This window comes from Reichenbachiella sp. (assembly GCF_033344935.1).
In the GTDB taxonomy this organism is placed as follows: domain Bacteria; phylum Bacteroidota; class Bacteroidia; order Cytophagales; family Cyclobacteriaceae; genus Reichenbachiella.
Window position 1 is genome coordinate 573,241 of record NZ_JAWPMM010000001.1, and the last position, 20,098, is coordinate 593,338.

A 20,098-nucleotide genomic window follows, 5' to 3' on the forward strand; every position below is an offset into this window, starting at 1 on the left:
GATAAACAGAAGAGCTTAAAACTTCAAGTCGTACCTCCATGGATAGCGAAATTTTCCAATGATCTGTATTAATCCATCGAGTCGTATCTCAACAGTTCAGATCATTTTCTTACCTTTACTCACATGAGTAAACCTGAAAAGAAACTGTTCCTGCTGGATGCATTTGCCCTGATTTATCGTGCACATTTTGCTTTTAGCAAAAACCCAAGAATCAACTCCAAAGGCATGAATACGAGTGCCGTTTTTGGATTTATGAATTCATTGTTGGAGATACTAAAAAAAGAAAAACCAACCCACATTGGCGTAGCATTTGACACAAGCGCGCCAACTTTTCGTCACGAACAGTTTCCTGAATACAAAGCCCATCGGGAAGAAACACCCGAAGACATCAGAACCGCTACCCCGATTATCAAAGACATTTTGAAGGCGTTCAATATTCCTATACTTCAAATGGACGGTTTTGAAGCGGATGATGTGATTGGAACCTTGGCGAAAGCCGCTGCACGAGATGGCTTCGAAGTATTCATGATGACGCCGGATAAAGATTATGCACAGCTTGTAGAAGAGCACATTTATCTATACAAACCAGCCTACATGGGTAATGGTGTAGACGTGCTCGGTATCCCAGAAGTATTGGCCAAATTCGAAATTGAGAAAGTAGATCAGGTAAGAGATATTTTAGGGCTGGAAGGCGATGCGGCTGATAACATTCCGGGTATACCCGGGGTGGGTAAGAAAACTGCGATTAAGTTTCTTCAAGCCTACGGAACTGTAGAAGGGTTACTCGAAAACACCGCCGACCTGAAAGGTAAGATGAAAGAAAAGGTGGAAGAATTTGGACAGCAAGGGATCTTGTCAAAAGAACTAGCTACTATCAAGATTGATGTACCGATCGATTTCAATGCAGAGGATTTAGAGCATTGCGAACCCAATGAAGCCAAGGTGAAAGAGATCTTCGAAGAACTCGAATTTCGTACAATGCTCAAGCGAATTTTCGACATAGATGATGCGCCATCCACCCCCACAAAAGCCCCGGCAAAAAAGAAAGCAGCTGAACCATCTCAATTGGGGCTTTTTGGTGATTCGCCCTCCGATGTCACTACCCAAGTGGCCGTGCAAGAGAAGAAAAATGCTAAGAATCATAAGCACGACTACCATTGCATTGATACACCAGCATTGAGAAAATCTCTGGTGAAATACTTGTCTCTACAGGACGAATATTGTTTTGACACAGAGACTACCAGCGTAAACCCTGAAGAAGCTGAGCTGGTAGGGATAGCATTCTCTTACATCGCAGGCGAGGCTTATTATGTGCCGATACCAGCGGATCAAAAAGTAGCGCAAAGCATCGTGGAAGAGTTTAGGTCGGTACTGGAAAATGATGAAATTTTGAAAATCGGTCAAAACCTGAAGTACGACATTCAGGTGATGAAAAACTACGGGGTAGAGGTGAAAGGCAAAATGTTTGACACCATGCTTGCACATTATCTTATCGATCCAGAGTCCAGGCACAAGATGGACGTGCTGGCTGAAAATTATCTGAATTACACTGCAATCCCTATTGAAGAGCTAATCGGAAAAGGCAAGTCACAAAAGAACATGCGTGATATACTAGTGGCCGACGTTGTGGACTATGCATGTGAAGATGCGGATATCACTTTGCAGTTGAAATTGAAATTAGAGAAGGAAATCAAAGAGCGAGGACTTGAGAAACTGCTTCATGAAGTGGAAGAACCATTGAGTGTGGTACTGGCTGATGTAGAGTATGCTGGGGTGAAAATAGACACTGATGTACTTGGAGAAATGTCTAAGGACCTGAACGAATTGAGCGTGACCGCTCAGGACAAAATTTATGAATTGGCCGGGCAGGAGTTCAACATCAATTCACCTAAGCAGATGGGTGAGATTTTGTTTGATCAAATGAAGCTGGTAGACAAGCCCAAAAAAACCAAGACAGGACAATACGCTACGGGCGAAGAAATCTTGTCTAAACTAGCCGGTGAGCACGAAATCGCCGAGCGTATTCTTGAGTTTAGAGAATATCAAAAATTGAAGTCCACTTATGTGGATGCCCTGCCTCTTTTGATTAGTAAAAAGGATGGACTGATTCACACGGACTATAGGCAAGCCGTGGCGGCCACGGGTCGTTTGAGCTCAAACAACCCGAATCTTCAAAATATCCCTATTCGAACAGCCAAAGGTCGGGAGATTCGAAAGGCATTTGTGCCAAGAAGTAAGGATTACACCATATTCGCAGCGGATTATTCTCAGATCGAGTTGAGAATCATTGCAGCATTTGCTAAAGATGAGAGCATGATTCAGGCATTCAAGGATGGCCAAGACATTCACTCTACCACGGCTTCCAAAGTTTTTGACGTGCCGATGGCCGACATGACTCCAGACATTCGCCGAAAGGCCAAGGAGGTCAACTTTGGTTTAATTTATGGAATTTCGGCTTTTGGATTGTCTCAAAATATCGGAATCTCGCGCACGGAAGCAGCGGAGATTATCGACGCTTATTTTACGCAATTCCCTAATATCAAAAGGTATATGGATGATCAGGTCAATTTTGCCAAAGAGCATGAATATGTGGAGACCATTTTAGGTCGTCGTCGATACTTACGCGATATCAATTCCAGAAATGCGACGGTTCGTGGATTTGCAGAGCGAAATGCGGTGAATGCACCGATTCAGGGTAGTGCCGCCGATATAATCAAAGTGGCGATGATCAACATCCACGACTGGATGAAAAAAGAAAAACTGCAATCCAAAATGATTATGCAGGTACATGATGAATTGGTTTTTGATGCTCATAAAGACGAGCTAGCTACTCTTCAAAAGAAAGTGGAAGAGCTGATGAAAAATGCACTGCCGATTGATGTACCCATGGAAGTGGGCATGGGTATTGGAGATAATTGGTTGGAGGCGCATTAATACCTGATCCGTACATGTTGCATTACATGCATTATTCTGTTTTTTGACAGAATTAAATTGTACTATACAAAGACCATATTTAAATATAGGTCTTTTTTGGACTGATAAATATAATTTATCGGGCAATAGATATATTTCGTCGAAAACTTCTTTTTTTCTCATTCTTTTAAATCTCTTTTGCAGCCTTACTTCGTAAGTCTTGCCTGTCAAGACAGAAGAAAGAAGCAGAATAAAGAATAATGAAGAGAAAAATTATATTATGCGCCAGCATACTTGTTATAAGTATGCGTGTGTCAGCGCAATGCCCAACTAGTGGTACTATTTCAGCAGATTGTACTACAGTTGGTGATTTGACAGTAAGTGGTACTTTGAATATTAACCCAGGGGTAACTTATGAAGTCACTGGTAGAATTACGTACACAGGTCATACCATTAACGCTTCTGGTGCGATAATAGAGGCAGGGTCCATGCGCGAACAATGGGCTTCTAGTACTTTAAATGGAGGCACATATAACGTTGCAGGAGATTTTACAACTTCCGGAGATTTTTTCTCCATAGATATCACAGCGAACATTGGTGGCGATTTGTCCATTGGAGGGAATTCAACATCTCACACCAATTCAAATTACAATGTGGATGGGGATTTAAGTTTTGGAAGTGGGCCTCACGAACTCAATGGAACATCATTTGATGTTGGGATTGGCTATGCGGGTACTACAGGAACGTTTGTAGTAAGTCTTAATGGTAGTTCTATTCTGAATTTTTCTAATGGTGCTTCTATGGATGTTAGGGGAGATGTAGATGCAGGAAGTGGTGCGCAAATAAACATTAACGCTTCAGATGTATATGTTACTGGAAACTTTGATAATTCTGGAACTGGCAGTGTCACTGTCACTAATGGAGGAACTTTTAAGGTTGATGGGGATTATGATAACTCTGGAACAGGGCATACTACAGTCGAAGATGGTGGAACGCTAGAAGTAGGAGGTGATTTTGATAATTCTGGTGGTGGATCAGAGTTAGTTGTAGATGGCGGAGGCGTAGTGGTAGGAGGCGATTTTGAAGGGAATGACCCCGATGTGACTGGCGGAGCAGATGCACATTGCAGCGGAGGTGGAGGAGGCTGTTGTGGAGCAGCATGTTCTGCAATGCCTGTGAGTTTGATTTCGTTTGATGCTCAAGCGATGCTGGATCATGTGGCTTTGAGTTGGTCAACTGCGTCAGAGTTAAACAATGATCATTTTAATATCCACCGCTCAACGAATGGAGTAGATTTTGAAATTATTGATTGGAAAGCAGGTCACGGCACTACAAACGAGAAAAAGAAATACGAATTAAAAGATTACCCAACCCAAAAAGGGATTTACTATTATCAACTCGAACAAGTGGATTATGATGGTACTAATGAGTTTTTTCCTATCAAGGAAGTGAATTTCAATTTAGGTGGTCAAGAGCAAATAAGCATATACCCTGTTCCATTTATAGCAGGAGATGACTTTTATGTTTCATTTCCGGGACATGATCAAACAAGTGTGACAGCGAAAATTTATGACTTGTCAGGTGGTTTGAGTATGGAATTGCCTTTTGAGATAGGTGAGAGGAATATCAAGGTAAATTCTTCAGAGTTGGGGATAAAACCAGGTGTGTATGTGATTAAAATATCGACAAGCAATAAGCTATATACAAAGAAATTCAGAGTGATCTAGTCACTTCCTAATAGAGTAATCACTACTTTTCTAGACCCACTATAATCTCGATGTTCACAGAGGTATATGCCTTGCCAAGTGCCAAGGTTTAGTTTTCCATTGCTGATTGGAATAGAAACTGAGCTGCCTAGCAATGAAGATTTGATATGTGCCGGCATATCATCTGGCCCTTCATAAGTATGTCGATAGTAGGGTGCATTCTCCGGTACAAATTCATTGAAATGACTTTCAAAATCTTGACGGACTGTTGGGTCTGCGTTTTCGTTGATAGTAAGGCTAGCAGAAGTATGCTTGATGAACACTTGCATGATGCCGATAGATATTTTCCCGATTTCGGGAATAGCATCCAAAATCTCACTGGTGACTAGATGGAAACCTCGTGAACGAGGGTTGAGAGCTATTTCTTTTTGAAAACTTGGCATATTCTAAATTCTACCATTCTTCTGATTAATCAAAACGAAAGCTTCATATTAATTGAATATTGGTATAGATGTAAGTCGTAATTTCTGTGTAAATTGTAGCTTCAAAAAGCACGTTTTATTTCAATCAGCGCATTAGATCAAAGGTGAATCAAGCGCTTCACTTTTGTTGTTTAAATGCTCAGGTTGAATTTGTCAAAGTCAATTTGAATCTAGACAACAGTGAAAAACTATTACGGGCTTTTGATCCTTCTTTATTTGTCTTACCCATCTTTTGGTCAGGTCAAATTTATCATTGAGTCTCTTCCGGAGACCACTCCAGCCCAAGATTCTATCTTTATTACAGGCACTTTCAACAGCTGGAATACAAGTGACCCAAAATATCTCTTGCGAAAGCAGCCAAATGGTCAATTAGCTGTTATCCTAAATATCAACGAGCCTGTAATAGAATATAAATTTACCCGAGGGGATTGGTTGAAAGTAGAAACTGGGGCACAGAATGAATACATTCCTAATCGAACTTTGGTCAAACGTTCTTCATTAGAGCCTATTCCCATAAGAATAAAAAATTGGCAAGATTTAGGTGGTGCGCGAAGTTTTGAATACTTGATTTTTTACTACTTCTCTATTGCATTCTTGTCCATTATTCTGTTGATACTTTCATTTAGAATTTTCAAAAAAGATCCGATTGGAAGGCAAGTTTTTGTGACGCTTCACGGATTTTTAGCCGTTCTTTATTTGAGCGCTGTAACCTATTTTGTTGTTAATCCTATATGGCAGAGTTATTTGACTATTTTGGGGCAAGCACTCATTTTTGTTTGGGGTCCTATGGCTTATTTTTTTATCAAACACGTTGAAAACAAGGAAAATCTGCCAGTTACCTATTCTTATTTTCTACCTGTTATTCTTGCTTCTTTGATAGCTCTATTGAGATTGATGAATTTTGAATTTTTCAGTTTCTTTTCTGTATCAATAAGGGGGTTTTTAACTTGGGGTAAGGTGTTATTGATGGGAGGTGGGGCCATGTTCACCCTTTACTTTTTGGTAAAGATAATTGTGAATTTGAATTGGAGTAAAACAAAAGGAAGACCGTTCTCATTTTTCCTTTGGGTCTTAATTCTTAATTGTGTTTGTCTATGTTTTGTTTTTTTAAGTCTTTACGCCGATGGGTATGGTCTATTTTCTGAGAACTTGGGTGAATACAAATGGTTCTTTGTTTTGCTTTCGTTATGGGTTTGGACGGAAGTAATTGTGTTATGGAAAGACCCGCAATTTTTTAAAGAAAAATCACAGGTGCTACACATTGACAATGCCGACCGGCTACTGCTCAAACTCCGTGAACTAATGGAAAAAGAAAAAGTGTATCACAACGCAGAATTGAGCGTTAATCGCTTGGCTGAATTGATGGAGACAAAGCCTCATATACTTTCGAAGCTATTGAATGAACATTTTGAACAAAATTTCAGAGACTATGTCAATGGATATAGGGTTGAAGAATTTATTGATTTGGCTAATGATGGTAGGTTAGAAAAACTCACGTATTTGGGTTTGGCTCATGAGGTGGGCTTCAATTCCAAGTCTACATTTAACCTAGCCTTCAAAAAATTCACTCAAAAAAGCCCTCGAGATTTTTTCAAATCTTACGCTCTTTAACTTTCAAATTATCAGCTAGTTACGATCTGATTACAAGTGATGTATTCTTTTAATTTCTTGGCTGATTTTAGAAAATAGGACGTTTTTCATTGTCCTCAAGGGCACATTTGAAGACTTGATTAATAGTTAATCAGGCGGCATGTGAGAAATGCTGTTACTTTCAAAATCTAATCGACATGATCAAAAAAATTACTTTAATTATTTGTTGCGCCTTTCTGTTTGCCACGGCCAGTACGGCACAGAATGATGTAATGATGCAGGCATTTTACTGGGACCTGCCAGTAGATGAAGCCAACCTAGATGGCAACTGGTGGGACAATCTCGCAGACAAATCCACATACCTAAAAAACGCAGGATTCACCGGACTCTGGTTACCCTCTCCAGCCAAAGGTAATTGGGGAATTGTAGACATGGGCTATGGCATATACGATCACTATGACCTTGGCAATTACAACCAAAAGGGCTCAACCGAAACTCGTTTTGGCAGCCGGGCGGAGCTCGAAGCCATGATAGCGGATATGCACGATACCAGCGGCGGCCAACCTAAAATAGAAGTCTACGCCGACATCGTGCTCAACCATGTTTATTCGAATGAAGAAGACGAAGAAGCCAATCCCGCCGTAAAGGCTTACACTTTTGCTGAGGCATTCACCAATGGCTCGCAGCACGTACCCTACCCATCCAACGAAATCAAGTGGGTGATCCCTAATGCCAGTACGGGAGACTATTACATCAAGATCAAGGGTTTTGAAATGGACTGGAGCAGCTATGACAAACGTGGCTATGAAGTGACTATCGACTGGACCGGCGCAGGTGACAACTCCACCTATTCATGGGAAAGCGAACCCAATGGAGGCAATGGAGATACGGACGTATTCCCCGGATCAGGTCAAATCATGCGTGGGTTTATCGGTTCGTCTTCAGACATAGATGAATACCAGGTCACGTTATCTAGCGCGCATGATATCGTGATCAAATTAAAAGCGATTGACAATACCAATGGTTGGAATTGGGGGAACCAAAATCACGGACTGTACCCAGTAGAGATATGGTATAATGGCAACAACCTGGCCAGTACCACGCTCGAAGCACGAACCAACACGGGCATCAGCTATGTGAACCACACAGGTAGTGGCGAGGCCAATTACAGTTGGAATTATTCCCACTTTCATCCCGTGGATGGCAACGATTGGTTAGGAGACTGGGGAGGAGATGAGATTATCCCTAATACCAAAGGCTTCGGCAACGATTTTAATACTTACAGCACGGTGGTAAAAGATCGCTTTCAAGATTGGGGTGAATGGCTGTCTGATGAAATCGGGTTTGATGGATATAGACTGGATTTTGTCAGAGGTTTTCAGGCCGACTATGCAGCAGATTGGATCAACAGTTTGCCACTGCTCAACGGTAGCCAGCGATTTATCGTGGGAGAATATTGGGGCTCGGATTCACGAATTAATGACTGGGTCAATGACTTGGCTGTCGATGGCGCCGATGCTGATGGATTTGATTTTCCATTAAAATCTTCATTGACAGATATGTGTAATGGCTCTAGTAGCTACGACATGCGATGGCTCAATAATGCCGGGATGGTAAGAAACGGAAACGGACATTCGCTGCCTGGCACTTCGGTGGTGACTTGGTTGGACAATCATGATACTGGCAAAGAGCACGACAAATGGGTGACCAAAGATTGGAAAATGGGCTATGCCTATATTCTGACTCATGAAGGACGACCATGTGTATTCTACCCTCACTATTACAATGTGACGCTGGTAGACAATCATGACTCGAATAATACAGTTACCTCACCGGCCAGCTTGCAGGAGGATATCAACAAACTGATGTTTGTAAGGACCACTTACTTAGGTGGCACGCTGGAAGTACTCAGTGACATTGGCAATCCATACCCATCAGGCGATGCACACGATGTGTATGTGGCCAGACGCGGTGGCAATGGCTCCAAAGATGGCGCTATTGTGGTAATCAATAATAGCAATTCTACCAAAGGGCTTTGGGTAGATATCACACCTTCTGGATGGTCTAGCTGGAGCAATACTGTCTTGGTCAATGCATTTGACAACAGTCAGACGACGCAGGTGTATGGCAGTGGCAGAGCGTGGGTAGAAGCACCGGCCCGTGGTTATGCCGTATATGTAAAACAGGGTGAGTATGTGGCATATTCAGCACCTACTGCCAGAACAAGAGACTTGGGCGTGGGTCAATATTTGCAGGATAATATTGAATTCAATGTATCTGATATTTTTCCTAATCCTGTAGTAAATGGTTTTTCCAGCCTATCGGTGGATTTGCCTGAGGACGGACTAGTTTCGATTCAGATCGTAGACCTTTGGGGCAGAACGGAGAGATCTATTGAAATACAAAAGCCAGCTGGTCATCACAACATTGAGTTGGATGTACAAAATCTAAGAACCGGTTATTATCTCTACAGATTTTCATATAGAGATTATGTAACTCAGACTAAACCATTTCTAGTGAAGAACTAGAGACTACCAGTTTCAAAAAGGTGAGCTCCTCAGATCATATCTGAGGAGCTCTGTTTTTTATTGTGTAAATCCTCCTTTTGAATCAAGCAATTGCTTGGCCATAGCGGCTCCAATTAGAGATTCTAGTGGTGTTCCTCCTTTTTCTCCTCCACCAGTGATCATCGTTTGAGGGAATTGGATTTTAGAAATTTCCTGAGCCACACCTACAGAAGTTTTGTACTGCCATTCGGCTTTTTCCTGAGGCGTAAGGCCTGCAGAAACTAATTTGGCATTTTCATAGGCCTGTGCATCGGCAGCTACTTTGCGTTGCTGAGATTTGAGACGCTCCGTCTCCAAAGCTATCGCTGCCAATTCCTTATTGGTTTTTTCTTGCTTGAGCTTAGTTTCGATCGCGATCAATTGTTTGACCTGCTCTGTTTCCTGTGCTACTCTTTCAGCGGCTTTATCTCGCTCTCCTTCTGCAAGGATCCTTTGCTGAGAGGATTTTGCCGTTTCGATTTTTTGCTGTTCTAGTTGCCTTTTGGCCGATTCATCTCGCTGTGCTTCCAGTCTTTCTTTGAAAGCTCCTTCTAGCACCACATCATCTACGATCACCTGTGAAACGATAATGTTGTTTTCGGTGATTTCATGAGAGATTCGTTTAGGCACGCCATTTATTAGAATTTTATTTACGGAATACGAAGTTTGTATCTCTTTGATTTTCCTGGTTTCGTTAGCTTGTTGGATATCTGCATAGACCGTATCTCGATTTTCAAGTTTCTCCACAGCATAAGCACCATCTTTTAATTGTTCATCGAGCGTCTGACGAAAACTTTGTGCCTCCCCTGAGATATAGTCCTGCGCGGCAAACATATAGCCGGTGTTGTTGGTCTGCTCTCTAACAGTTGGTATCAGCGTGTTATTCACTAAGTTGGACATGCTTCTAAATTTGATGGCAAGCGTTTCAAAACTCTCCTCATCTAGTGGAAGTTGAAATCGACAGGAGATATAAACCGTAGCTGTCACCTGATCGATGAATCGAATAGGAATGGGTTTCATTACGCCTTCTATACCGTATTTGCTACCTTTGTCATCCACCACTTTTACATCAATATATTTTTGCCATGGAGTAATTTTGGCAAAGCCTCGAAATTTAATACCCTGACTGGTTACTACGCTTGTATTACCCGTAGGATATACGAGGAAGTACTGCTCAGTAGCATCAGCCCAGAAAAACAAATAAGGTAGAAGGGCCATGGTGGTACCCGCCACCATGATCACTGTGGCAATTTTTTTATTGAACATTAGAAGAAAAGGAGGAGCCTTCGAGCGAACTTTTTGTTCTCCTTCAAATACATTTTCTTCAGCCAATTGCGGACGAAGTAAATAAATAATCAGACCGATGACGGCCAGGATGATTCCTATTGTACTCATATTTTAGTTAGTTATTTTTTCGGAATATAATAATAATTCTCAATTCCTTCTTGTTTTCTCAAATGAGAATCTGAGGATCAAATTTTTCATAAATTCTCCAACAAGAAATTGGTCATCATCGAGTACAAATGCATTTTGGTCTTTGTGCCTGTCAGGCTGTGGTCTTTATCTGGATAATAGAAAGATTGAAACTGTTTGCCCTGATTAATCAATTCATTTTGTAATGCGATGGCATTTTGAAAATGGACATTGTCGTCGCCAGTGCCATGTATCAGCAAATACTTCGAACGCAATTTTCCGGCGTTTCTGACGATCGAATACTCGTTGTATCCTTCTGGATTGTCTTGTGGTCTTCGCAAATACCTTTCTGAATATATGGTGTCATAATACTTCCATAAAAAAGGTGATACCGCTATGCCCGCTTTGAAGACTTCCGGACCGGTTTCTAAGGCCAGCGTGGATATATAGCCGCCATAACTCCATCCCCAAATACCTATTCTGTCCTGATCTACAAACGGCAAAGTGCCTAAATATTTAGCAGTAGCTACTTGATCTTCGGCTTCCATTTTACCCATTTTCATATAGGTCATTTTTTTGAATTCTTCACTCTTTCCTCCCGTTCCTCGGCAGTCTATACCTACTACGATAATGCCTTTCTGTGCAAGCAATTGGTGCCACATGAAATGCTTATCTCCGTACCAGTCATTTTTGATTCGCTGTTTACCCGGACCACTGTATTGATAAAGGAGCAAAGGATATTTTTTGGTACTATCCATATTTGCAGGGCGAATCATATAGGCATTGAGAAGCTTCTTGTCTGCTGCTTCGATTTCGAACATGATCTTTTCGGTGAGCCCATATTCAGCAATAGTTTCTTTTAATTTGGCATTGTCCTTCAGTACTTTGACCAATTTATTGCCTTTTGTCATTATTAAAGAGACTTCTTTTGGACTAGTGGCCGAGCTATTGTAGCTGACATAATACTTAAAATCTTTGCTCATATCAGCGGTATTCACCCCTGGTTTGGTGCTGAGTTGTATTTTGCCTTTTCCTTTAAAATCTACCTGATAGACATGTCGTTCTGTTGAACCATTTTCTGTAGAGGTGTAATAGAGAACCGGTGTCTTCGAACGTTGATCTAACGCGATTAATTTTTCAGCATTATAGGCTCCTGAGGTGGCCTTGTATTCCAGCTGCCCATCCATACGGTGAATGTAGAAATGCTTGTACCCTTCTCGCTCAGATGACATTAAAAAGTGAGTGCCATTGTCGAGATATATCCATTCGTCCGTATAGGTAGCATGTATGTAGGTTTTAGACTTGTCTGTAAGGATGTTTGTCGCTGATTTGAACTTTGTGCTGTAGTGAAAAATATCCTGCTGATTTTGCAATCGATTGAGTCGTTTGATCGCCAGGATATCTGAGTTTTTCGTCCACTGGATATTTGGTATGTAAATATCCGTTTCCTTACCCAAGTCTACGGTTTGTGTGGTGTTGTCTTTGAGGTTATACACCTTAATGGTGACGGTGGAGTTTTCCTCTCCTGCCTTTGGGTATTTGTATCGGTAGTCTCTAGGGTACAGCGCGCCATTATCCCAATATTGCAGATTATATTCTTTCACTGCTGTCTCATCAAATCTATAGAAGGCCAGCTTCTCCGAGTTGGGAGACCAGAAGAAAGCCTTAGTGATGTATAGTTCTTCTTCGTACACCCAATCAGTCGATCCATTGATGATACTGCCCAACTTTCCATCGGAGGTTACCTGATGCTCACTCATGTTGGAGAGTTTCACGAAGTACAGATTATTGTCGCGAACGAAGGCCACATTTTTATTGTCTGGCGAAATGGTAGCGTAGGATTGTCGGCCTTTTGACGAGAGCTTTTGGAGCTCCTTGCCTTCAAATGTGTAGATGTAATACACGGCTGTGAATGATCGTCTGTAAATTTTTTGCTTGTCGGTGAGGATAAGCAGCTTGGACTCATCTGTGGTAAAACTGTAGTCGTCGATTTTAAGGTTAAGCGCTTGGCCATCGATGATCACCGAATCGGACTTGCCAGAGGTGACGTCATAGCGCAAAATTTTATTGTCCTCAAGTGCCGTATAGTACTGGCCGTCGTTCATCCAGTTGAGGCTTTTTATGGTTTCTTCTTTAAAGAGTTCCTTTTCATAAATATCACTAATGGTGAGTTTTTTTTGTGCGAAGGAGATAAAAGTGATGAGCAATAGCAGGCCAGTGAGGTTCAGCTTCATAGTCTTTCGGTTGTTTGATGATCGACAAATATAAAATAATTGACGAATGACATTGGAAATCTAGAATAAGCTCAAACCTTCCAAGTTTTCAAAACATGGAAGGTTTGAGTTCTCCAGCGTTCTCTGGCGAGTGACTCTGGACTAGGTGGTTGGGAGTTGGTTTTTTACCACTCAGAGTCACCTGAAAAGGAGAAGGAAAAGGGGAAGAAGCATCAGGTGTTCCGGTTGTCATTCGATGCCAAGCCGATTGACTTAAGCGAAGTCGGGAGAGTTTTGGATTATATCCATCGCAATCCGGTGAGTAAGAAATGGCAATTGGTTCAAGAATATGTAGACTATCCGCATTCAAGCGCTGCATTTTATGAAGGGGGACAAGAGCCTGAGTTTGGTTTGGTGGATTTTAGAGGTTTGCTGCCAGAATCCTCTAACGAGTGACTCTGAGGGGGTAGCTAATTTGTATTTGATGTAGTATCTATTATGCTCAAAATAAATGTTATTAGACTGTTTTAAGTACTATGATAATTAAAAAACATTTTTCTAAAATTTCTATGTACGCTTTATTACTGATCATTTGTTTATGTGCATGTGATGATGATGAAGAAACAATTTGTTACGCTGAGGATGGGAGTGGAAATGAACTTATTGATAATAATGGTGATCCTATTCCTGTTGCATGTCCTTAAGTAAACCATTCATATCCCTCAGAGTCACCTGAAAGGGACTCTGAGGAGATAAGATCATTTTCAACAATCCCCTTCACACTCACAAACTCCGCCTACATTGCACCGAAGATGCTCAATGAAATTATTGATATAGGCAGGTGCTTCCGGTTGATTGAGATGAGCGGCATACCAAGTCCTGTATAAGCCTTTTTTAGTGACTGGAACAAGCTCCAGGCTGTTGTCCGATAGATATGGATCAACCATCCAGCGAGCCATAACTTGAACACCCAAACCTGCTTTGATCATTTGTAACACGGCATCTGTGACCTGTATAGGCATAACTTTTTTCGGTTTCACACCTTCGGGCATAAGCACCTGATTGAATAATGTTACAGATTCAATGGGGTAAGAGTGAATAAATACATTTTGGTCTCTGAAGTCCTCTGCCTCCACATAGGGCTTTTTAGTCCATGGGTGACCAGACGGCACTACCACCATCATTTCATCTCTGAAAAGTTCTGTATAAGTAAGCGCCGGGTGGTCGTTGTGATCGCTCGTGATCGCCAAATCCAATTCTCCATCCAGAATCAATTTGTCCGGATTTTCAGTGACTCCGGGGAAAATCTCAATGTCTACTTTTGGGAATTCTTTATTGAAATCAATCATCAGTGTAGGTAACCAATGGTAGCAGGTGTAGCATTGAGTGGCCAGTCGAACCAACCCTTTGTCTCCATTCACATATTTTTTAACTGAATTTTCGGTTTTGTCAATTTCATTCAAAATCTTCTTGGCAGAGTCGAGAACAATTTGACCTGCGCCAGTCAGTATCAATTTTTTGTTGACACGGTGAAAAAGCTGTGCGCCTAAATGAGTTTCAATTTCCTTGAGCTGGTGGCTGAGTGCCGATTGAGATAAATAAAGGTTTTCCATGGCTTTGGTCAAGCTGCCTTTGTCGGCAACCTCCCGTACCAGTTTGAGGTGACGTAGTTCCATTGGTTTGCTTTGAGGTATTAGTTTTATTCATGGAATTGACTAAATCAATTCATCCAATTCATGGAACGAAAATTTTGGTCGGGCGTTTCATTCCTCATCATTTAATTTTTTAAGGTGGAATGATTTTCACCAAACGCTAAACATAACCGATATGGAAACACCAGCACTACATTTAAAAATTGCCAAGCTGAATGGACATGGGTGCATTCAGATCGAGCAACCTGAGAAACTACAAAGAAGAGCTACTGCAAGTAGCGAGTTTGACTTGGTAGAATATCTCAAAGAAGTGAAGACTCCTCATATAGGACTAATGTCTTTTACTAAATAGCCAACGAAAGTCTCGTTGGTGTTATCGCCAACGGGATCAAATGCTGTTGGCGATAGCCATTCCTTAACCAATAAATCAACATACATATGAAACTAAAAAATCTACTCTCTCTATTGTTTTTGGCTACCCTTTGGGGACCATCTTTTTTGTTCATAAAAATTGCAGTAGTTGAGATCTCACCAATCACATTGGCAGCTTTGAGGATTGGGTTGGCGGCCGTTCTATTGAATATTTGGTTATTAATTAAAGGCTATGAGTTTAATAAGTCTTGGACTTTTTGGAAGCACGTGACTATTGCAGGCTTTTTCGCTCATGCGGTACCTTTTGCCTTGATTAATTGGGGGGAGCAATATATTGATAGTTCTGTTGCTTCAATCTTAAATGGCCTGACACCATTGGCGACGGTGCTGATTGCCAATTTTGCTATTGCTGATGAACGCATGACTGTCGAACGAATAATAGGAACCACTCTCGGCTTTATTGGTTTATTGGTTCTGGTTTCGCCAGAGTTAGTATCGGGAGTAGACGCTTCGGTATTAGGGATCGTAGCTGTGGCTGTGGCGGCTATATCGTATGGAGTTGCTTTGGTGTATTCCAGATTAAATTTAATGAAGGAGAAACCGCTATATGCTCCCAGTTCGCAGTTGCTGGTGACGTCTATTTATTTGATCCCATTTGCTTTGATGGTAGAAGGCCCAGTATCCTGGTCTACGCTTTCTTGGGAATCTATTGGTTCATTGGTTATTTTGGGAACGCTGGGAACTGCTTTGGCCTTCGTGATTTATTATAAGATATTGGCTAGCGCTAGCGCATCTTATTTATCCCTTGTGACTTATCTGATGCCAATTTACGGTGTCGCCTTAGGTGTAATTTTTCTCGATGAAATTCTGGCTGTTGAGGCTATTATCGGTGCGGCCCTAATTCTCTTCGGAATAATGATTGCCAACAAAACTATTAGCATTCCTCTTGGTAGGAAAGCAATTAAAGTGACTTAATTAAGTTTCATAACCCTGACAAAGCAAGGCTTTCGTCAGCCACTGGTTAATCACAGCAGGTGATTTAGGTTTATCTTAGTTTGGTATAGATAGGCAGCCGGCTAACGAGTCGGCTGCTGTTTTTTTAGAACATCTCTAATGCTTCTTTATAAAGCTCAATCAGATTTTGTTCCGCAGTTATAAAATCTTCAAAAATTGGCGCCCACCCTCGTTTGTAATCTTCGCTAAACGCTTTAGCTTCTTCTTGGCTTACGTCCACACCCACTATATAAAAAGGGCTAAGAACATTCACATGAGACATCATGGCACTTGCTTCTTTATTACTTAGTTTGAGATCATCTTGAGTTTCATATATTTCAGCTAGTCTTCTATATAAATCGTATGGAATGTGTTGGCTAATGGAGTTTTCCTGAGCGATTTGCCATGCAAAATCCTTTACTCTTGATGTTTTGAGTCTCAAGATTACCTCTGATGGATTTATGTTTAAGGTATCTAGTATACCCTTATGATAGGTTAATTTTTGTGTAACCTCTTTAGTGTTTTCTTCAATTTCCAACCGAATACCCTCCAGAAAATGAAGAGCACGCTCTTCTTCTACTTTGTTGTTGTAATAGGTGTTGAGCCCAAAAGCCAGAAGTATACCTAGAACGACGGTAAAAAATTCGATCAGGTGATTGGTCCAAGTTATATTTTTCATGCTCATTATGTTTTATGAGCATGAAAATACAAAATCTGGGTTGAATTACATATTCCTTCTATACTGACCACCTACTTCAAATAGGGCATTCGTAACCTGACCGAGAGAACAATGCTTGACACATTCCATCAGGGTTTCGAAAATGTTTTCGTTGTGTACGGCCGTTTCCTGCAATTTACTCAAGGCTTTTTCAGACTCATTGCTACTGAATTCTTTCAAGTTGTTTAGCATCTCAATCTGATACTCCTTCTCGTCAGTAGTAGCTCTGATTACTTCCTGAGGAATCACCGTAGGTGAACCTTTAGAAGACAAGAATGTATTTACCCCTATAATTGGGAATTCGCCTGTATGCTTCAAGGTCTCATAGTATAAACTTTCCTCTTGAATTTTGCTACGCTGGTACATGGTTTCCATAGCACCCAATACACCGCCTCTTTCAGTAATTCTGTCGAATTCATCCAATACCGCTTCTTCCACCAAATCAGTTAATTCCTCAATGATGAATGAGCCTTGAATTGGATTCTCGTTTTTCGCTAGCCCAAGTTCTCTGTTGATGATCAACTGAATCGCCATGGCCCGTCTTACAGATTCTTCTGTAGGTGTCGTGATGGCTTCGTCATATGCGTTGGTATGTAATGAATTACAATTGTCATAGATGGCATACAAGGCCTGCAATGTGGTTCTGATGTCATTGAAATCGATTTCCTGTGCATGCAACGATCTGCCACTGGTCTGGATATGATACTTCAGCATTTGCGAACGGCTATCAGCACCATATTTCAACTTCATGGCTTTTGCCCAAATTCTTCTGGCTACACGTCCAATCACTGCATATTCTGGATCGATACCGTTCGAAAAGAAGAAAGACAAGTTTGGCGCAAACTTATTGATATCCATGCCACGCGATACATAGTATTCCACGAAGGTGAAACCATTTGAAAGTGTCAATGCCAGCTGTGTAATTGGGTTAGCGCCAGCCTCTGCGATATGATAACCAGAAATGGAGACAGAGTAGAAGTTTCTCACATTTTGATCAATGAAGTACTGCTGCACATCGCCCATCACTCGAAGAGAAAATTCTGTTGAAAATATACAAGTATTCTGCGCTTGATCTTCCTTAAGAATATCTGCTTGTACTGTTCCTCTTACTTTGGCTAAGGTCTCTATTTTGATCTTGTTGTAAATCTCAGCATCCAAAACCTGATCGCCTGTTACGCCAAGCAACATGAGACCGAGTCCATCATTGCCTTCTGGTAAGTCTCCATTATATCTTGGCCGTTTGTCTTCGCGACCTTTGTAGATCGCAGCGATTTCCTTTTCAACCTCTTTTTCAAGCCCATTTTCTTTGATGTACAATTCACATTGTTGGTCAATAGCTGCATTCATAAAGAAAGCCGCTATCGTAGCTGCCGGACCATTAATGGTCATAGATACTGATGTGGTTGGAGCAGAAAGGTTGAAACCAGAGTATAGTTTTTTGGCATCATCCAAGCAGCAGATGTTAACCCCAGAGTTTCCAATTTTACCATAAATATCCGGACGGTGATCTGGGTCTTCTCCATAGAGCGTTACTGAATCAAAAGCCGTAGACAAGCGTGCTGCAGGCAGTCCTTTTGACACGTAGTGAAATCTTCTATTGGTTCTTTCTGGACCACCTTCGCCAGCGAACATTCTGGTTGGATCTTCACCTTGTCTTTTGAAGGGGAATACACCGGCTGTGTAAGGAAATTCACCTGGTACATTTTCTTGCAGATTCCATTTCAATACATCGCCCCAGCCTTCGTACTTCGGTAAAGAAACCTTTGGGATTTTGGTGTGAGAAAGGGACTCTGATTTGGTTTGTACCTTAATGTCTTTTCCTCTTACTTGATAGACAAACTCATCTGAATTATAGTTGTCAACTTTGCTCTGCCATTCGTCAAGAATTTGCTGATTTCGAGGATCGAAATCAAGTGAAGTTTCTTTGTAAAGTTCTTTGAGTTTGTTGTTTAACTCTTCGTCTTTGGACAAACGCATGGTTTTGTCGATACCGTAGAGATTCTGCGCGATCTCTCTTTGCTTCTCCACCCACTGATCATATTCACGAATACTGTCAGAAATTTCAGATAGATATCTGGTTCTCTTAGGAGGAATGATGAATACTTTCTCTGACATTTCTTCTGATGCTTGAAATGAAGATTTCAAATCAGCACCTGTCTTTTCCGCAATAGAGTCCATGATCACTCGATAAAGCTTATTCATGCCCGGGTCATTGAATTGTGAGGCAATGGTGCCAAAAACAGGCAAGTCATCTATATTGGCATCAAAGAGTTGATGATTTCTTTGGTATTGCTTTTTCACATCACGAAGCGCATCCAGGGCACCTCTTTTGTCAAACTTATTGAGTGCAATGATATCTGCAAAGTCCAGCATATCGATTTTCTCCAACTGAGTGGCTGCCCCATATTCTGGAGTCATTACATACAGAGACAAATCAGAATGTTCGATGATCTCGGTATCTGACTGACCAATTCCACTGGTTTCCAAAATGACCAAGTCATAGCCGGCAGTCTTTACCACATTTACGGCCTCCTGCACATATTTTGAAAGGGCCAAATTCGACTGCCTGGTAGCTAACGAACGCATATACACGCGTGAATTGTTGATGGCATTCATTCTGATTCGATCTCCTAGCAGTGCGCCTCCAGTCTTCCTTTTAGAAGGATCTACGGAAATGATGGCAATATTTTTATCTTCAAAGTCAATCAAAAATCGCCTAACTAATTCATCTACCAATGAAGATTTTCCGGCGCCGCCAGTTCCGGTAATTCCTAATACAGGTGTTTTCGAGGTTTCAGATTTCGCGTTAATGTCCTTCAACAAGTCAACCGATTGTTCGGGAAAATTTTCAGCTGCTGAAATGATTCGAGCGATTGATTTCGCGTCTTGATCATTGATCTGTTTGAATTCGCCATTCAAGTTTTCGCCAATGGCAAAATCACTCGATTCCACCATGTCATTAATCATGCCTTGAAGTCCCATGGCTCGACCATCATCTGGTGAGTAAATTCTGGAGATGCCATATTGATGTAGCTCGTCTATTTCGGTTGGAAGAATAGTTCCACCACCACCACCGAAGATTTTGATGTGACCACTTCCATTTTCCTTTAACAGATCGTACATGTATTTGAAATATTCTACATGCCCTCCTTGATAAGAGGTAATGGCGATGGCTTGTGCATCCTCTTGAATAGCGCAATTTACGATTTCGTTTACGGAGCGATTGTGTCCAAGATGAATCACTTCTACACCGGTAGATTGGATGATTCTTCGCATTATATTTATTGCTGCATCGTGGCCATCAAAAAGTGACGCTGCAGTAACAATTCGAATGTGATTTTTGGGTTGATATGGGGCGATTTTGTCTTGGGTCATGCCTGTGATTTTTTAAGACCGCAAAACTAACCAATTAATTGTTTTTCGCTGATTGATTTAAAGAAAGGAGTAAGTCCAAAAAGTAATCCTATTAACTAATTTGGCCAGTTATTCAATGTGCGAAT

The 20,098-nt window shown here is 41.3% G+C and carries 13 protein-coding genes; 7 read left to right on the forward strand and 6 right to left on the reverse strand.

Features of this window, described 5'->3' with window-relative positions:
• The first annotated feature begins 123 nt into the window (after positions 1–123).
• A complete protein-coding gene (gene polA / locus R8N23_RS02365; RefSeq protein ID WP_318169960.1) occupies positions 124–2,934 on the forward strand; it encodes a DNA polymerase I in 2,811 nt (936 codons plus the stop codon).
• Between the two features lie 239 nt (positions 2,935–3,173).
• Positions 3,174–4,640, forward strand: coding sequence for a T9SS type A sorting domain-containing protein (locus tag R8N23_RS02370; protein ID WP_318169961.1), 1,467 nt, complete (start codon positions 3,174–3,176; stop codon positions 4,638–4,640).
• Here R8N23_RS02370 and R8N23_RS02375 read toward each other — a convergent pair.
• Positions 4,637–5,062: a secondary thiamine-phosphate synthase enzyme YjbQ gene (locus R8N23_RS02375; protein ID WP_318169962.1), complete on the reverse strand. Its 426-nt coding sequence runs from the start codon at positions 5,060–5,062 to the stop codon at positions 4,637–4,639. The two genes, R8N23_RS02370 and R8N23_RS02375, sit on opposite strands and share 4 nt — an antisense overlap.
• Positions 5,063–5,281: 219 nt before the next feature.
• On the opposite strand from R8N23_RS02375, the gene R8N23_RS02380 reads away from it, so the two are divergent.
• Entirely contained in the window at positions 5,282–6,712 is a 1,431-nt protein-coding gene (locus R8N23_RS02380) for a helix-turn-helix domain-containing protein (protein WP_318169963.1), read from the forward strand.
• 176 nt (positions 6,713–6,888) lie between these two features.
• Positions 6,889–9,219 carry a T9SS type A sorting domain-containing protein gene (locus tag R8N23_RS02385; RefSeq protein WP_318169964.1) on the forward strand — a complete coding sequence of 777 codons (2,331 nt, stop codon included), beginning with the start codon at positions 6,889–6,891 and terminating at the stop codon, positions 9,217–9,219.
• Positions 9,220–9,276: 57 nt separating this feature from the next.
• Here the strand turns inward: R8N23_RS02385 and R8N23_RS02390 are convergent, their stop codons facing one another.
• Positions 9,277–10,632, reverse strand: a complete 1,356-nt coding sequence (locus tag R8N23_RS02390; protein ID WP_318169965.1) for a hypothetical protein — start codon at positions 10,630–10,632, stop codon at positions 9,277–9,279.
• An 86-nt stretch (positions 10,633–10,718) separates the two neighbouring features.
• Entirely contained in the window at positions 10,719–12,884 is a 2,166-nt protein-coding gene (locus R8N23_RS02395; protein ID WP_318169966.1) for a S9 family peptidase, read from the reverse strand.
• A 156-nt stretch (positions 12,885–13,040) separates the two neighbouring features.
• On the opposite strand from R8N23_RS02395, the gene R8N23_RS02400 reads away from it, so the two are divergent.
• On the forward strand, positions 13,041–13,319 hold the full coding sequence (locus R8N23_RS02400) for a hypothetical protein (RefSeq protein ID WP_318169967.1): 279 nt from the start codon (positions 13,041–13,043) through the stop codon (positions 13,317–13,319).
• 308 nt (positions 13,320–13,627) lie between these two features.
• Here the strand turns inward: R8N23_RS02400 and R8N23_RS02405 are convergent, their stop codons facing one another.
• Positions 13,628–14,539 (reverse strand): LysR family transcriptional regulator, encoded by a 912-nt coding sequence (locus R8N23_RS02405; protein ID WP_318169968.1) that lies wholly within the window; start codon positions 14,537–14,539, stop codon positions 13,628–13,630.
• 151 nt (positions 14,540–14,690) lie between these two features.
• On the opposite strand from R8N23_RS02405, the gene R8N23_RS02410 reads away from it, so the two are divergent.
• Both R8N23_RS02410 and R8N23_RS02415 read left to right on the forward strand, forming a co-directional pair.
• Positions 14,691–14,867, forward strand: a complete 177-nt coding sequence (locus R8N23_RS02410; RefSeq protein WP_318169969.1) for a hypothetical protein — start codon at positions 14,691–14,693, stop codon at positions 14,865–14,867.
• 86 nt (positions 14,868–14,953) lie between these two features.
• The gene (locus R8N23_RS02415; protein ID WP_318169970.1) at positions 14,954–15,862 is read left to right on the forward strand and encodes a DMT family transporter; all 909 of its coding nucleotides are present in this window, start codon (positions 14,954–14,956) and stop codon (positions 15,860–15,862) included.
• A gap of 124 nt (positions 15,863–15,986) precedes the next feature.
• Here the strand turns inward: R8N23_RS02415 and R8N23_RS02420 are convergent, their stop codons facing one another.
• Together R8N23_RS02420 and R8N23_RS02425 are read right to left on the reverse strand one after the other, a co-directional pair.
• Positions 15,987–16,559 carry a hypothetical protein gene (locus R8N23_RS02420; protein WP_318169971.1) on the reverse strand — a complete coding sequence of 191 codons (573 nt, stop codon included), beginning with the start codon at positions 16,557–16,559 and terminating at the stop codon, positions 15,987–15,989.
• 45 nt (positions 16,560–16,604) lie between these two features.
• On the reverse strand, positions 16,605–19,973 hold the full coding sequence (locus tag R8N23_RS02425; RefSeq protein WP_318169972.1) for a methylmalonyl-CoA mutase family protein: 3,369 nt from the start codon (positions 19,971–19,973) through the stop codon (positions 16,605–16,607).
• Between the last annotated feature and the right edge of the window lie 125 nt (positions 19,974–20,098).

Coding starts and splice junctions, on each gene's coding strand:
- polA (WP_318169960.1), top strand. CDS start 124: ATGAGTAAACCTGAAAAGAAACTGTTCCTGCTGGATGCATTTGCCCTG.
- R8N23_RS02370 (WP_318169961.1), top strand. CDS start 3,174: ATGAAGAGAAAAATTATATTATGCGCCAGCATACTTGTTATAAGTATG.
- R8N23_RS02375 (WP_318169962.1), bottom strand. CDS start 5,062: ATGCCAAGTTTTCAAAAAGAAATAGCTCTCAACCCTCGTTCACGAGGT.
- R8N23_RS02385 (WP_318169964.1), top strand. CDS start 6,889: ATGATCAAAAAAATTACTTTAATTATTTGTTGCGCCTTTCTGTTTGCC.
- R8N23_RS02390 (WP_318169965.1), bottom strand. CDS start 10,632: ATGAGTACAATAGGAATCATCCTGGCCGTCATCGGTCTGATTATTTAT.
- R8N23_RS02395 (WP_318169966.1), bottom strand. CDS start 12,884: ATGAAGCTGAACCTCACTGGCCTGCTATTGCTCATCACTTTTATCTCC.
- R8N23_RS02405 (WP_318169968.1), bottom strand. CDS start 14,539: ATGGAACTACGTCACCTCAAACTGGTACGGGAGGTTGCCGACAAAGGC.
- R8N23_RS02410 (WP_318169969.1), top strand. CDS start 14,691: ATGGAAACACCAGCACTACATTTAAAAATTGCCAAGCTGAATGGACAT.
- R8N23_RS02415 (WP_318169970.1), top strand. CDS start 14,954: ATGAAACTAAAAAATCTACTCTCTCTATTGTTTTTGGCTACCCTTTGG.
- R8N23_RS02420 (WP_318169971.1), bottom strand. CDS start 16,559: ATGAAAAATATAACTTGGACCAATCACCTGATCGAATTTTTTACCGTC.
- R8N23_RS02425 (WP_318169972.1), bottom strand. CDS start 19,973: ATGACCCAAGACAAAATCGCCCCATATCAACCCAAAAATCACATTCGA.